Annotated in this window: 15 protein-coding genes; all 15 read right to left on the bottom strand. The window is 32.0% G+C overall.

Annotation, left to right across the window (positions count from 1 at the left end; translation table 11 throughout):
* Positions 1 to 43: 43 nt before the first annotated feature.
* Entirely contained in the window at positions 44 to 1,699 is a 1,656-nt protein-coding gene (pgi, locus tag AC2G3J_RS00385; RefSeq protein WP_483770520.1) for a glucose-6-phosphate isomerase, read from the bottom strand.
* Positions 1,696 to 2,955 (bottom strand): UDP binding domain-containing protein, encoded by a 1,260-nt coding sequence (locus tag AC2G3J_RS00380; protein ID WP_483770519.1) that lies wholly within the window; start codon positions 2,953 to 2,955, stop codon positions 1,696 to 1,698. Before AC2G3J_RS00380 ends, pgi begins: the two co-directional genes overlap by 4 nt.
* A gap of 11 nt (positions 2,956 to 2,966) precedes the next feature.
* Complete coding sequence (gene galU, locus AC2G3J_RS00375) at positions 2,967 to 3,845, bottom strand: UTP--glucose-1-phosphate uridylyltransferase GalU (protein WP_483770518.1); 879 nt, start codon at positions 3,843 to 3,845, stop codon at positions 2,967 to 2,969.
* A 17-nt stretch (positions 3,846 to 3,862) separates the two neighbouring features.
* A complete protein-coding gene (locus AC2G3J_RS00370; protein WP_483770517.1) occupies positions 3,863 to 4,483 on the bottom strand; it encodes a sugar transferase in 621 nt (206 codons plus the stop codon).
* Between the two features lie 95 nt (positions 4,484 to 4,578).
* Entirely contained in the window at positions 4,579 to 5,322 is a 744-nt protein-coding gene (locus AC2G3J_RS00365; RefSeq protein ID WP_483770516.1) for a glycosyltransferase family 2 protein, read from the bottom strand.
* Positions 5,323 to 5,363: 41 nt separating this feature from the next.
* A complete protein-coding gene (locus tag AC2G3J_RS00360) occupies positions 5,364 to 6,773 on the bottom strand; it encodes a mannose-1-phosphate guanylyltransferase/mannose-6-phosphate isomerase (RefSeq protein ID WP_483770515.1) in 1,410 nt (469 codons plus the stop codon).
* A 26-nt stretch (positions 6,774 to 6,799) separates the two neighbouring features.
* The gene (locus tag AC2G3J_RS00355) at positions 6,800 to 7,258 is read right to left on the bottom strand and encodes a GDP-mannose mannosyl hydrolase (protein ID WP_483770514.1); all 459 of its coding nucleotides are present in this window, start codon (positions 7,256 to 7,258) and stop codon (positions 6,800 to 6,802) included.
* Between the two features lie 3 nt (positions 7,259 to 7,261).
* Positions 7,262 to 8,224, bottom strand: coding sequence for a GDP-L-fucose synthase (gene fcl, locus AC2G3J_RS00350; RefSeq protein WP_483770513.1), 963 nt, complete (start codon positions 8,222 to 8,224; stop codon positions 7,262 to 7,264).
* Between the two features lie 13 nt (positions 8,225 to 8,237).
* Positions 8,238 to 9,365 (bottom strand): GDP-mannose 4,6-dehydratase, encoded by a 1,128-nt coding sequence (gmd, locus tag AC2G3J_RS00345; protein WP_483770512.1) that lies wholly within the window; start codon positions 9,363 to 9,365, stop codon positions 8,238 to 8,240.
* Between the two features lie 15 nt (positions 9,366 to 9,380).
* Positions 9,381 to 10,376: a glycosyltransferase family 4 protein gene (locus AC2G3J_RS00340; RefSeq protein WP_483770511.1), complete on the bottom strand. Its 996-nt coding sequence runs from the start codon at positions 10,374 to 10,376 to the stop codon at positions 9,381 to 9,383.
* Positions 10,363 to 11,571: a hypothetical protein gene (locus AC2G3J_RS00335; protein ID WP_483770510.1), complete on the bottom strand. Its 1,209-nt coding sequence runs from the start codon at positions 11,569 to 11,571 to the stop codon at positions 10,363 to 10,365. Before AC2G3J_RS00335 ends, AC2G3J_RS00340 begins: the two co-directional genes overlap by 14 nt.
* The gene (locus tag AC2G3J_RS00330; RefSeq protein ID WP_483770509.1) at positions 11,561 to 12,628 is read right to left on the bottom strand and encodes a glycosyltransferase; all 1,068 of its coding nucleotides are present in this window, start codon (positions 12,626 to 12,628) and stop codon (positions 11,561 to 11,563) included. The genes AC2G3J_RS00335 and AC2G3J_RS00330 overlap by 11 nt, the downstream gene beginning before the upstream one ends.
* Positions 12,625 to 13,146, bottom strand: coding sequence for an acyltransferase (locus tag AC2G3J_RS00325; protein WP_483770508.1), 522 nt, complete (start codon positions 13,144 to 13,146; stop codon positions 12,625 to 12,627). Before AC2G3J_RS00325 ends, AC2G3J_RS00330 begins: the two co-directional genes overlap by 4 nt.
* Positions 13,143 to 13,883, bottom strand: a complete 741-nt coding sequence (locus AC2G3J_RS00320) for a glycosyltransferase family 2 protein (RefSeq protein WP_483770507.1) — start codon at positions 13,881 to 13,883, stop codon at positions 13,143 to 13,145. Before AC2G3J_RS00320 ends, AC2G3J_RS00325 begins: the two co-directional genes overlap by 4 nt.
* Complete coding sequence (locus tag AC2G3J_RS00315) at positions 13,883 to 15,199, bottom strand: MATE family efflux transporter (protein WP_483770506.1); 1,317 nt, start codon at positions 15,197 to 15,199, stop codon at positions 13,883 to 13,885. The genes AC2G3J_RS00320 and AC2G3J_RS00315 overlap by 1 nt, the downstream gene beginning before the upstream one ends.
* Positions 15,200 to 15,292 lie beyond the last annotated feature (93 nt).

Here is a 15,292-nt window from a genome sequence, read left to right as displayed (position 1 = left end):
TAAAAAATAGGCGTCCAAGGCGCCTATTTTTTACTATTCATATTTATCCAAGCAGTATTTTGATTAAACCTTGTGTTGAACCATCCAATTGAGAAATATTTTTTTCTTTACCGCTAAGTATAGGTAGCAGCTGATTGGCAATTTCTTTGCCTTTTTCCACACCCCATTGATCAAATGGATTAATATTCCAAATGACAGATTGGACAAACACTTTATGTTCATACAATGCGATCAGCATCCCTAAGCTATAAGGGCTTAGTTCTTGCAACAATAGCGTCGAGCTTGGTTGATTGCCTTCATACTGTTTATATACAGGTAAGCCTGATAATTCATTGGCATTTAATGCTGTGTTACCAAAAGCCAATAATCGCGACTGCGCCAAGCAATTAGATAAAGCCAAATGATGTTGCTCAATTAAGGATTCCGCACTTTCAGCATAGGTAAATTGATTCGAATTATAACGCTGTACTGGCGCAATAAAATCACAACTGACTGCATGGGTTCCTTGATGCAAGAGCTGATAAAAAGCATGTTGCGCATTTGGCCCCACTTCGCCCCAGACGATTGGACAGGTATTTAAATCGACTTTTTCATTATTTCTTTGAATCGATTTACCATTGGATTCCATTTCAAGTTGCTGTAAATAAGAAGCAAAATATTTTAGACGGCCATCATAAGGCAATACTGCATGAGTCTGAATATTTAAAAAATTATTATTCCAGACCCCAAGCAAACCCATCAAAACTGGAATATTTTGTTCAAATGACGCTTTTTGGAAATGTTGATCAATTGCATAAGCGCCTGCGAGCAATTGCTTAAATCCATCAACACCAATCTGCAATGCAATCGGTAAACCAATACATGACCACAATGAGTAACGACCACCGACCCAATCCCAAAGTAAGAACTGGTTTTCTGCTGCGATTCCCCATTCTGTCATTTTCTCAGGCTTGGTTGAAACCCCAATAAAATGATGTTGGATCACACTGTTTTGTGTACCCAAATCTTTTTCTAACCACTGACGAACTGTTTGAGCATTGGATAAAGTATCAATGGTACCAAAAGACTTGGATGAAATAATAAATAAGGTGGTTTCTGGGCGTAATTGATGTAATAAATCAGAAAGCTGACTACCATCCATAGTTGAAACAAAATGTACTTTTAATGGTTTAGCAGTACTGACTTTATAATCTGATAAGGCATGGCTCACCATCAATGGTCCCAAGTCAGAACCACCCACACCAATATTGACCACATCCTGAATCACTTCACCTGTGGAACCACGACATTGTCCCGCATGGACTTTATCAACAAGCTGGTACATGCGATCTAATTGTTCATGTACCAACTCAGCCAGCTCAGGGTAATCTTGATCATGTTTCGGTAAGCGCAATGCCCAATGCATTGCTGCTCGGTCTTCCGTATAATTGATCGATTCTTCGGTAAATAAACGTTTGATCCATTGCGTTAATTGTTTTGAATCTGCAAATTTAAACAAGGCATCACATGCATTTTGGTCAATACGATGTTTACTATAGTCAAAACTCAGTTTATTAAAATGTACCGAGAACTTGTCAAAACGCTGTGGATCTTGTTCAAATAAATCGATTAAGCACAATTGCTGTTGTTCTGTAGCAAGATTTTGTAATCCTGCTAAATGCTGATTTCTTTGATCAATATTTAATATAGAATTTGTCATACTCGCCCTACACCCTGATAAGCAAAACCTTGTGCTTTGACGAAATCTGGATCTAACATATTACGACCATCAAGGATCAAAGGATGGGCCATTTTCTGTAAAAGTTGCGAATAATCAGGACTCCAATATTGCTTCCAAGCCGTCAATAAACACAATGCGTGTGAATTTTCTACTGCTTGGTATTGATCATGACATAAAATCAAATCAGCACGTTCACCATAGAAATTGGCTACCCGCTCTAAAGCTTGTGGATCGTGTAACTGTACAATCGCTCCTTGTGCCCAAAGTGCTGCAAGCATGGCATGAATCGGTGAATTATCAATACTCGATGTATTTTCTTTAAAAGAGGCTCCCCAAATCGCCACAACTTTACCTATTAACTGTCCTTGATAGTAATTCCACAGTTTTCTAAATAAAATTTCTTTTTGTTGTTCATTGATATTCCAAACCTGGTCCAGCAACTGGCTTTTGATCCCGGAGCCCGCCACTGTACCAGTTAAGGTTAAAATATCATGGGAGAAATTTTCTCCACCAAAACCAACACCTGCAGATAAATATGATGCGCCAATTCGACTATCAGATGCTAATCCTTGCTTAACGTTATGAATATCAATATTTAATTTTTCAGCGACTTGCGCCATATCATTCATATAACTGATTCGTGTTGCCAACATACCTGAAATGCTGAGCTTGGTAAATTCAGCATCTAAAAATGGCATAAACAAATATTGATATTTTAACTGAAAAAAAGGTCTTAATAACTCTTTGATAATCTCTTGTGTCGTGGAGTAATCCACACCAACAATCACTTGCTTCAGGTCGAGAAAACTTTGAATTGCATTACCTTCTTGAATCGTGTCAGGCAAATATGCCCAATGATCAGTCACTAAAATTTGTTTAAGTTCTTCAGTGCCCTGTAAACCGAAAGTAGAACCATTGATCATCAGTCTTGGATGAATAATAGGAAGTCTTTTTAATTCTTCAGCCAAGCGCTTAGCTTGGTCAAATTCAGAAGGATTAAAACTAAATAAAAAAACTTCACTTTGCAATTGAAGCTGTTTTAACCCAACCAATTGAATTGCATTATTTTTAATCTTTTTTTGAATGAGGTGATTTAAATCTTGATCTTGATAATGTACTGAGTATTGATGATCAACGCCTACTTGAGGACACCAATATACGTGGTGCCCATATTCAGCAAACAAGCCAGCGAGTACGCCAGCTTGAAGTGTTGTGCCAAATACACAAATATTCATATCATATCCAATTATAATAAATTCAATTCTTTGATAAGCAGCTTAAATTCTTCACCCAACTTAGGATGTTCAATACCATAGTGTAATACTGCTTTTAAATAACCAATTTTACTACCACAGTCGAAAGTTTGACCTTTCATACGATACGCTTCGACATTTTCTAATTTTTGTAATGCAGCAATGGCATCCGTCAATTGAATTTCATTGCCCGCACCTTTAGGTGTCTGTTCTAATAATTGCATAATTTTAGCAGGCAACACATAACGTCCCACCACAGATAAATTTGAAGGTGCTGTACCTACAGCAGGCTTTTCAACAATCCCTTTCATCATGATACTTTCACCCTCAACAGGTGAAGATGCAACATCCACAATACCATATTGATCCACTAGATGATCAGGCACAGCCTCTACCATAATTTGCGATGCTTTAGATGTATTAAAACGATGAATCATTCGCGCTAAATCATTGTCTGTACTATTTCCTTTCACCAAAACATCTGGCAATAGCACAGCAAAGTCATCATCACCAATCACTGATTTCGCACATAACACAGCATGCCCTAAACCCAATGGTTGAGCTTGGCGTACACAAACTACACTTATATGTTTAGGTAAAATTTCAGTAATTTCTTTAAGTAGATCAATTTTTTTCTTATTTTCTAATGTGGTTTCCAATTCAAAATTACGATCAAAATAATTTTCTATTGATGCTTTTGAAGAGTGTGTCACTAAAATAATTTGCTCGATTCCAGCAGCTACTGCTTCTTTAACAACATACTCAATTGCAGGACGATCTACAACAGTCACCATTTCTTTAGGGATTGATTTGCTTGCAGGTAAAAAACGTGTCCCTAAACCGGCAACGGGGAGAATGGCTTTTTTGATCATGATTTACTTTAACACTATTAATGATTGGACGATTTGGTATCAGTTGTATCTGAACCTGAAAAACGGCTTGCTCCAACCGCTTGATCTGGTGAATCTATACCTTCTTTTTTAAACATCACTTCAACGGTTTTAAACATAATTTTAAAATCAAGAAGCGTTGATTGTTTTTCAACATACTGTACATCTAAATCAAATTTTTCTTCCCAAGAAAGATTATTACGTCCGCTCACTTGAGCCAGACCCGTCATACCTGGTTTAACATTATGTCGACGCAATTGATGAGCAGTATAATGTTCCACAAATTCAGAAAGTTGCGGACGTGGTCCTACGATACTCATATCACCTTTAAGAACATTGATTAACTGCGGCATTTCATCCAAACTGGTTGATCGTAACTTTTTCCCAAAAGGCGTAATCCGTTGATCATCGGGTAAAGGTTGCCCATCTTTATCAAAAGCATCTTTCATAGAGCGAAATTTAATCATTCTAAAATGTTTACAGTCTTTTCCTGGCCGCTCTTGATAAAAAAAGATAGGAGAACCTAAATTCCTTCTAACTTTATAAGCCACAAGAAGAAAAACAGGAGTAAGTAAAATAATTGAAAATAAAGAAATTACTATATCAATTAACCTTTTCATTTTATCTAACCTTATAGTTTTTTCTTAGTTTTCCAAGTTTCTTGGATCTAAGATATCAAACTAAATACTGCCAAATAGTTTAATATTAAGCTATTTTACTTCTTAATAAGTTCTAATATTTTCCATACTCCGCGCAATCTAATTATAAGACTACTATATTCCACATTGTTCATATCCAAAGCCTTCATAATTTCTTTTGTAACTTGATTATAAGACTTCAATCCAGATGAACTTAACCCACCAATCAACATTCTATGAGTAGAAATATCAAAATATTCCCAACTAATAGCATTTTTTAAAAAATATCGCGTTACTAATTCAAAATCAGCACCGATGGCAAAGTTTAGCTTGTACCCACCTAATTTTTGATAAATTGCTCTTTTAATAAAAATAGAAGGATGAGGAGGCATAAATCCAATTTTAAGTTTTGATGGCAACCATTTTTTAGAGTTATACTTACGAATTATCTTACCATCATCTCGATATTGAACAACATTTCCTATAATAGCATCAAGGTGATTTTTACAAAAAAAATCAGCAACTTTACTAATTACATCGACATCAAAGAAAATATCGTCAGCATTTATAATACCTATATATTCACCTGTAGATATTTTAATCCCTTTATTCATTGCATCATACAAACCTTTATCTGGTTCAGAAACCCACTTATCAATCATATGTTGATTATTTTTAATCAAATCTACAGTTCCATCAGTGGAACCACCATCTATCACGATATATTCAATATCATGATATGTTTGCTGCTCTACAGACTTAAATGTCTCTTCTATTGTAGAAGAGCTATTATAACAAACTGTAATTATTGATATTTTCATAAAAAATGAATTTCCAATGCTATAAATCGAATTCGATTTAATTAATTCCGCCCATATAAGTCTTCAAACCTAACAATATCATCTTCCCCTAGATATGAACCCGACTGAACCTCAATCAATTCTAATGCTAACTTTCCAGGATTTTCTAAAGCATGAATTTCCCCAACAGGAATATATGTTGATTGATTTTCAGTTAGTAAAAAACTCTCTGTTCCTTTATGAATTTTTGCAGTTCCACTAACAACTATCCAATGTTCAGATCTATGGTGATGCATCTGTACAGATAATTTTTCACCAGGTTTCACTGTGATTCTCTTAACTTGATAGCGCCGACTATAATCTATGCTATCATATTTACCCCAAGGCCTATAAACTTCTCTATGGGCAAAGTGCTCGTTTCGATTTTGATCTTTCAATTTTTCCACAAGTTTTTTAATATCTTGTACACGATTTTTAGCAGCAACTAACACAGCATCCTTGGTATCAACTATGATAATATCTTGCAACCCCAATGTTGCTATTAATTTATTTTCACTTTGAATAAAACAATCAGAAGATTCTATATTTAACACATCACCTTTCAATACATTTCCATTGTTATCTTTTTTAAGAACATCCCAAAGCGTACTCCAAGAGCCAACATCGCTCCATCCAGCATCTAATTCAACCACTACAGAATCATTTGTATTTTCCATAACAGCATAATCAATTGACTCTGAACGACAGTTTAAAAACTCTTTTTTACTTATTCTGATAAAATCTAAATCAGTCGTTATTTCACCTACTGCATTTGAACATGCTTTATATATATCGTCAGCAAATTTTTCCAATTCCGTTAAATAGCATGTTACTTTAAACATGAACATTCCGCTATTCCAAAAATATTGATTGCTATTTACATATTCAATAGCAGTTTGAGCATCAGGTTTTTCTACAAATTTATCAATAATGTTTCCAGTTAAAAAATCAGACCCTTTTTTAATATACCCATAACCTGTTTCAGGATGTGTAGGTGTAATTCCAAATGTAACTAGCTTATTATTTTCAGCCAATACTGTAGCCTTGCGGACACTATCAATAAAACCATTAACATTATTTATTACATGATCCGCAGCCAACACCAACAAAATAGAATCATTATTTTTATTTTTTTCAATTATTGCAGCTAAAGCAATCGCAGGCGCTGTATTTTTACCAATTGGCTCCAATATAATTGTAGCACTTACACCAACCTCTCTTAATTGTTCAGCTACTAAAAATCTATGTTCTTCATTACACAATACTATTACATCATCACATTCTAAACTTTCTAATCTTTTCAATGTTTCTTGAAACATTGTTAGCTCATTTGAAGTTAGTTTCAAAAACTGCTTCGGATATTGTGTGCGAGACAATGGCCACAACCTAGTGCCACTGCCTCCAGCCATTATAACGGGTACAATTTTAGACATAATATTACTCACAAACCTATCAAAAATTAATTATAGAAATATGCTTTTGTATAAGGGTGCACTTTTTGATCATTTATCAAAGTATTGGTGTTTACCCATCGAAAAGCTTCATGCTGAATTAAAGGCAGCTGATCAATATCCACTTCAACATTTAGCTCATAGCTTAATACTAAATAGTGGGTTGAAAAAATATTTCCAAACACGCTGTCAGAATAAAAATGTTCAAATACACCTAAAAATCTTGCATTTTTTAGACTTAAATTGACTTCATTACCTAGCTCTTCAACTAGTATTCGCTGAAAAGCATCTTGCAATGTCTCATTTTTAAAAATTCGCCCACCAGGTACAAACCAATAATCCTTAGCTGGCTTATTTATTCGCCGCCCTATTAAAATCTCACCTTCAATATTCTTAACAACCAAATCAATTGAAATTAATGGTGTATTTTGAACAACGGTTTTAAATGTATCTGAGGAAAGTCTCATACTTTATTCTCTTATTGTTTTCAAACTATCCAAGAACCAACTATAAGTATTTTTTAACCCCTCTTCTAAAGAGATTGAAGACTCCCAACCGAACTCTTTTAGTTTTGAAACATCCATTAACTTTCTAGGTGTCCCATCTGGCTTAGTTGAATCAAAAAGTAGTTGCCCATTATATCCAACAATATCTGCTATAAGCTTTGCTAGTTCTGCAATTGTACAATCCGTTCCAGTTCCCACATTTATATGTGATAGCATTGGATCTGTATTCATTTGATATCTATTAGTATCTAATTCCATCACATATACACTTGCTGAAGCCATATCATCGACATGTAAAAACTCCCTCATAGGGGTGCCTGACCCCCAAATCACAACTTCTTTTGCATTAGTAGTAAGAGCTTCATGAAAACGGCGAATTAAAGACGGAATTACATGACTATTTTCTGGATGGAAATTATCATTAATTCCATATAAGTTTGTAGGCATAATAGATCTATAATCGCGACCATATTGTCTATTATAACTTTCACACAACTTAATTCCTGCAATTTTTGCAATTGCGTATGGCTCATTTGTTGATTCCAAATAACCTTTCAGTAAAGCGTTTTCACTTATTGGCTGTTCAGCGAACTTTGGATAAATACATGAACTACCTAAGAACAATAATTTTTGTATATCAAAAACGTGAGAGGCATGAATTATATTCGCCTCTATCATTAAGTTTTCATAAATAAAATCTGCAGGATAACTATTATTTGCAACAATCCCTCCTACTTTTGCAGCAGCAAGATATACTTGATCAATTTTATTAAGTTTAAAAAAATCGATGACCTCACTTTGATTAACTAAATCTACCTGATTTCGATCAGCTGTAATTATATTTTGATATCCTACAGACTTTAACTTACGAATTATTGCAGAGCCGACCATGCCTTTGTGGCCTGCAACAAAGATAGTATTACTCAAATTCCTTTCCACATTAATTCTCCAAAGCAACAGGTAAACTATAACCATTCGCTTTTAAGAATGCATGACGCTGTGAAATTTTATAATCTTCCTCGACCATTTCTACGCACATTTCTTGAACAGTAATTTCTGGTACCCAACCCAATTTATCCTTAGCTTTTGACGGGTCACCAAGAAGTGTTTCTACTTCAGCGGGTCTAAAATATCTTGGATCTACTCTTACAATAATATCACCAACTTTTAATGCAGGCGCCTTAGATCCAGAAATACTTTCCACAATACCAATTTCATCAACACCAATTCCAGTAAATTTAATTGAAACACCTAACTGTTCAGCTGACCACTCAATAAACTTACGCACAGAATATTGGACACCTGTTGCAATAACAAAATCTTCAGGTACTTCTTGCTGTAACATCATCCATTGCATACGAACATAATCTTTCGCATGTCCCCAATCACGTAGGGAGTCCATATTGCCCATATATAGACATTCCTCCAAACCTAAAGCTATATTCGAAATTCCACGAGTTATTTTTCTAGTAACGAAAGTTTCACCGCGTCGAGGAGACTCGTGATTAAAGAGAACACCATTACAAGCATAAATACCATAAGCTTCCCGATAATTTACAGTGATCCAATAAGCATAAAGTTTAGCAACTGCGTAAGGCGATCTTGGGTAGAATGGTGTAGTTTCTCTTTGAGGCGTTTCTTGCACTAAGCCATATAATTCTGAAGTCGAGGCTTGATAAAATTTGGTCTTCTTCTCCAGTCCTAGAAACCGAATGGCTTCTAATAATCTTAATGCTCCCAAAGCATCAACATCTGCAGTATATTCAGGTGATTCAAAAGATACAGCTACATGTGATTGAGCACCTAAGTTATAAACTTCGTCAGGTTGAATTTCGGCTAAAATACGTGTAAGATTCGAAGAGTCAGTCAAATCGCCATAATGTAAAATAAAATTTTTATTTTCGATTGTATGAGGGTCTTGATATATATGGTCAACTCTTTGGGTATTAAAAGAAGAAGCTCTTCGCTTAATACCATGCACTTCATAACCTTTTTCCAGTAAAAATTCAGCTAAATATGAACCATCTTGACCAGTTATACCTGTAATTAAGGCTTTCTTTTTCGACATGTTTAATATCTTCCATCATAAAAATTTTTTGTATACATTTACTGTTTCAGTATAACATTGATCCCAAGAAAATTTCTTTGCTTGTACATAACCACTACGTACAAGGTCAGGTCTAATATTTTCAAGAGAAAGTAATGCCTCATGAATTAAATTCGCTTCCGCTGAGTCAAGTAGAATACCAGCACTACCAACAACCTCTGGTAATGATGAATTATTAATTGCAATTACAGGGCATCCTGCACTCATAGCTTCAATTGCAGGAATACCAAACCCTTCATAACTTGAGGGATAGAGCAAAGCATAGGCTCTATTATATTCAACATTTAGTTCAATGTTTGTTAATTTTCCCAAATAAGTATATCTCTTTGGTAACTTAGCTTCCAAAATTTGGATTTCCTTTTTGCCTAAAGGAGAACCTACAATATTTAATCTAAATTTATTAGATAATGCTAAAGCATTAATCGCAACATCAAAATTTTTATACCCTATTCTACTGCCTACAAATAAAACACTATCCGTATGTTCTAAATTCAAAGGCACGTACTCTGAGGCAACACCGTTATGAATAACACTTATTTTATCACTACTAACATTACAATAATATTGTAAATCCATTGCAGTATTGTGCGATACACATATTATATGATTACTATTATTGATTGCTCTGTATTTTTGCCAAGTATGTACAGCTTTAGGTAATCCTTTAACAAATTTCTCATATGTAAAATCATGTACGGTAGTTATTACATTTGTTTTGAAAGTTGGTAACCTGTAATATGTAGAATGAAATATATCACCTTCATCAACTTTAAACTGAAAGTCTCTATAACGCTCTAAACATCGATTATCAACACTAACAGCATTTACTTGAGAATTCAAAACATTTGAGTTATCAATATACTTAAAATATTTAACTTTACTAATATCGCTTCTAGCTAACAATTGTTGAAAAAGAACTGTTATGCCACCCATAGTTTGAAGTTTTTCAATAATTCCATCATATATAATCACCACCAACCCTCCTTTGAATGTCTAAATATCGAAGCATAAATAAATTAAGTACAAGCATCATAGGGGACCAGAATAAAGGCGTAGTTGCACAAAAAACTAAAACCAAAAAATAAAAAAATTTCACGCTCCTAGATAGCTTATGTAATGAAATTAAAAAAAACATATAAACTGTTAGATTAAAAATACCAGAATACAAAACAACTTCAAATAAAAAATTATTAAATTTCCCATCAAACCCCAAGTAACGCTCACTATTATACCCAGCACCTATTAATAAGGATATTGGATCTCGATCAAAAACCATTATGCCGTTTGTTATTCCATACAAACGCTCTTCTAATGAACCTATTTTATTCATATATGGATTATCAGAAAAAATAATATATGACAATATAAAAATACAAATAACAGAAAACCCTATATTTAAAATTTTACTTCTAAATATAAAAAGAGATAATAAAATTGATAGCACAATGCCAGTAGCTGAAAAAGTAGTTAACATTGTTAAAAACAAAAAAACAAACATAAAATTATATTGTTTTTTGGTAAAAAATTGTCTAAGGCTAGTCAACAATACCATGGTAACAAAAACATAAAATGCAAAAGCACCTGGCTCTTGAAAATAAGATTGATTTCTAATAACCTCCCCCCAACCCAAAGGTATTGAAACAGTATAAACCCCCCAGATAGACATTACATTATAATAGTATGTTGAAATTTCAACAATTTGTGAAACCTGAACAAGGCCAATTAAGAAAAACAACCAACCGATTAATGAATGTAAGCATAAAAAAAAGAATATCACTATAAGTGATTTAATTATCTTAATAAATTCAAAAATATCAAATGACATTAAAAATAAATATATTAAAAAAAACTTAGCAAGTATGCCAAGAGAAAAATACAATCCCTCTTGGTTATCATAACGAATAAAATTAAATATAGAAAATATAAATAAAATAATATAAAATAAAAATAAAAATAATGAATTTATATTAATTTTAATTGATTTAAAAAAATAAAAAAATAAAAAAATAAAAATAAAACTAACAATTCCCCAAATATACTTAAAGAAAGGGAAGAACTGCATCAAGTAATTTGGGGATAACAACAAGATCAAGAATGAAAATAAATAAAAATTTAACCTATATAAAGAATTTTTACTATAGCTAAGCTGAAGTTCATCAAATTTCATACTTTGAAATCTCAAGATCAATAGCATTTTTTGAGTAATTCTGAGTTAAATCAGCGTGGATATTTTTTGCAATTCTACGCCTCTTCTCCTCACTACTTAATAATTCTTTTACTTTCAAAACATCTTTCTGAATATTTCCAGTTAAAAAAAACCCGTTTTCACTATCTTTAATAATATAACTGTTACTATTAACATCGTTGGTAAAAATAATATTCAATTTTTTCATAGAATTCAAAACGCTACCACTTGTAGGGCAAATAAATCTATAATCTTTTGTAGGTAAAAAAACTACATTGTCTTCTTTCATAAGTTGATCTAGCTCTTCATCATTAACATAACCTAAATACTCCACATTATTTATATATTTCTTTTTCAGTGTATCTAAATAGTTATTCGACTTCTGATCTATACCAATCCCAATAACTTTCATTGAAAAAATATTGTCATCATGTAAATTAATTTTCTCATGAAGTTCTAACGCATATTCTAGCCCTTTATTTTTTCCAATAAAACCAAAATATAAAATTTGAGGTTTTGAATAATTCTTTTCCTCAGGAATTCCAATATCTGTCAATATATGTTTAATTGAATAAATATTCCTCAAACCAAACCTTTTTTCTAAAAGTCTTTTCCCTTTAGGATTCAACGTAAAAATATATTTAGTAAATTCTAAATATTTATAAAAAAAATGATCAAATGGCTTTCTTAAAAAAACTATTTGGATCAATTTATAAAAAATATTTATAAAATAGTATTTTGATCTTAAGATAGGATATTCTAAAAATGGAGAATCATGTATGGTGACAACAAGGTTAGTATTACCTTTTTTTACTAATTTTTTAAAAAAACTCAATTCTAAACTTGAAGCTAAACCTATTTCGAACCAAACCAGATCATCATTCTGAATTTCTTTCAATAGATAATCTATATTATCATCTTTACTTAAAGGCAAATATATATAGCCTCTATATAACAAAATACTATTATAGAATGAAGAACCATATTTAGAAATGCCACAATTATCATCAAAATCACGACATATATAATATTTTTTCATTGGAATCTTGGTCTCCATAACGGACTATATGATAAATCAGTAGATCTTTTTCCAATAATTTTAGCCGGATTTCCTCCAACTATCACAAATTCAGGTACATCTTTTGTTATTACAGCTCCTGAAGCCACCACACACCCCTTTCCCAAAGTCACTCCTGGCAAGATTATAGCAGAAGAACAAATCCATACAAAATCATTGATAATAACAGGCTTCAAAATCAATCGAAAATCAGGATTATTAACAACATGGCTGGCTGTAATAACTTTTACAGATGGAGAAATACTTACATTTGAACCAATTTTTAGCCCACCTCTTCCATCTAAATACACATTTTTATTAATTGTAGTATATTCTTTAATCTCTATTCCACCAATACACGTAATTTCAACTTGCCTCAAAATTGAAACGCAACTAGATATATTGTTTTTAAGAAGATACTTAAAATAAAATCTTCTTAGAAAATTATTGGGAATCACACTAAAAATGATTTCCCAGAGGTAAATTATTAATGCTTTCACTTAACTACCTGCATCATTTTATGTAATCTATAAAAAAGCATACTCTCAAAATATCCTTTCCACGCCTTTAATTTGCTCCCACTAAATTTACTATAAATAACCCTATACTCTTTTCTACCTTGTTTAAAGCTACTATCGCTTATACCTCCAACCCTCATAACCACACAATCATTAATGTAACAAAAAACGTTAACTTTACTTATCATTTTTAATAAAAAATCACAATCAGATGCAATTTTATAGTTAAGATCAAAACCACCAAGTTCATTAAAGATTGTCCTTTTTATAACTACAGAAGGATGCATAAATGGAATTTGTAAATAAAGCTTATACTTTTCTTTATATTCAATTCTTTTAAAAAGTTTTTCTTCTTTCTCACTTTTTATTAAAGTATTTGTAATCACCACATCAGGATTATAATATATCTGTTCCAAGCATGATCTAATTAATCCATCATTATAATAATCATCACTATTTAGAAAAACCACATATTCACCAGAGGCATGTCTTACCCCCTTATTCATTGCATCATAAATTCCTTGGTCAGACTCAGACACTATTATATCAATTTGATCTTGATATCTATTAACAATTTTCATTGTTTCATCTGTAGATAACCCATCCACAATTATATATTCTATTTCACTAGTTTTTTGATGCAATACGCTCTTAATTGCACTTTCAATATATTTCTCACCATTGTATACAACAGTGATTATACTTAACTTCTTACTCACTAAGACACTCCTTCTTTTCTAATTTGCTTATTAAATTGCCAAGGTAAAAATACAACTACTGTAAGTAAAAAAGACATAATTAAACCAATTAAAATACCATAAATACCCCAAAAATCTGCCAAATACCATTGCAATGTCAAGTTCACAAAAACCTGAACTGGGACAATAACAAATAATGGCTTCATATAACTCATAGTCTGTAGCAATAGTGCATATATGTCACACCAAACCCTAACAATAAAATATAGAATTAATAATAAAAACAAATCAAAATCAACATGATTTATACTTTTTAGATTTAACATTTCAAAAATGTTTTTTTGAAATAAATAAACAAAAAAACCTAATACTGCAATCGAAAAACCACCAAGCATCACTATAAATAAAATATTCGCCTTTAACCTTTTCCATTTTTTTTTAATTCTTAATTCCGTACAAACAGGCCACCAGGCCTGCAATACCGAACTATATACAAAATATATAACACTAAATATTTTCATTAAAACTGCATATAATATTATATCATTAGCATTAATTTTTTGAGATAAAACAATATAATCTGTTTGGAGAACAATCACACCCATAATTGAAAACAAAAAAAATGCTTTAGCCTTATATAGTAATATTTTTATAATTTTTAAGTTCTTACTTATGCTAAGATTTATACTACCAAATGTATACATCTTCCAAATCAATAAACATAGAGAAACTATTGCAGCAGGAGCAAAAAAAACTACAAAAACCTCTAATACACTGTGAATATTGTATATTTCATTTTTTGAAATATAATAGACGCCTAAAAGTCCAATAACCGAAGCTATTGCAGGGTAAATGTTCGAAAGCCAACCACTTTGCTCTGCGTACCAAATTTTATATACAACTCCACCAAAAGTAGTCAAACAAAATATTATAGTTGCCACAAAAAAAGTCTTTTCTTTATTTGAAACAATTGAGCTATCAAAAGCTTGCAAATATATATCAGATAGAATATCTGATGCAAAATACAAAAAAAAGGTTATTAAAATAAAAAAAGCTAATAAAATTATAAAGCAACTAAACACTAAATGACTGTATTTTTTATTTTTAGCTTTTTTTTCAGAAATGGATGCCAAAACAGCATTACCCAAACCAAAATCACTTAAGTTACTCCAAGCAATTAACCCACTTAAAAGAATAAATGCTGCATATTTATCTTGCCCCAATATCTCTATTAAGTATCGGACACTTAATATTTGAACAAATGCAGAAATACCTCTTGAAATCCACGAAGAAGCTGCAACTATTAAATACTTTGGGATAGCATTAAATATTTTCACAATCAATAACCATTATTTAACACCTGAAATATTAAAAATCAAAAATACACTTTATATTAGTAGCAACATATGTATTTACATCAACAAATTATA

The organism is Acinetobacter legionensis (genome assembly GCF_057165765.1).
Note: the sequence above shows the minus strand (reverse complement) of the source record. Positions and strands in the feature narration are given on the sequence as shown.

Bases quoted from the DNA above. Each gene is read 5' to 3' on its own strand.
- AC2G3J_RS00330 (WP_483770509.1), bottom strand. From the start codon at position 12,628: ATGAAAAAATATTATATATGTCGTGATTTTGATGATAATTGTGGCATT.
- galU (WP_483770518.1), bottom strand. From the start codon at position 3,845: ATGATCAAAAAAGCCATTCTCCCCGTTGCCGGTTTAGGGACACGTTTT.
- AC2G3J_RS00365 (WP_483770516.1), bottom strand. From the start codon at position 5,322: ATGAAAATATCAATAATTACAGTTTGTTATAATAGCTCTTCTACAATA.
- AC2G3J_RS00335 (WP_483770510.1), bottom strand. From the start codon at position 11,571: ATGAAATTTGATGAACTTCAGCTTAGCTATAGTAAAAATTCTTTATAT.
- gmd (WP_483770512.1), bottom strand. From the start codon at position 9,365: ATGTCGAAAAAGAAAGCCTTAATTACAGGTATAACTGGTCAAGATGGT.
- AC2G3J_RS00380 (WP_483770519.1), bottom strand. From the start codon at position 2,955: ATGAATATTTGTGTATTTGGCACAACACTTCAAGCTGGCGTACTCGCT.
- AC2G3J_RS00370 (WP_483770517.1), bottom strand. From the start codon at position 4,483: ATGAAAAGGTTAATTGATATAGTAATTTCTTTATTTTCAATTATTTTA.
- AC2G3J_RS00355 (WP_483770514.1), bottom strand. From the start codon at position 7,258: ATGAGACTTTCCTCAGATACATTTAAAACCGTTGTTCAAAATACACCA.
- pgi (WP_483770520.1), bottom strand. From the start codon at position 1,699: ATGACAAATTCTATATTAAATATTGATCAAAGAAATCAGCATTTAGCA.
- AC2G3J_RS00360 (WP_483770515.1), bottom strand. From the start codon at position 6,773: ATGTCTAAAATTGTACCCGTTATAATGGCTGGAGGCAGTGGCACTAGG.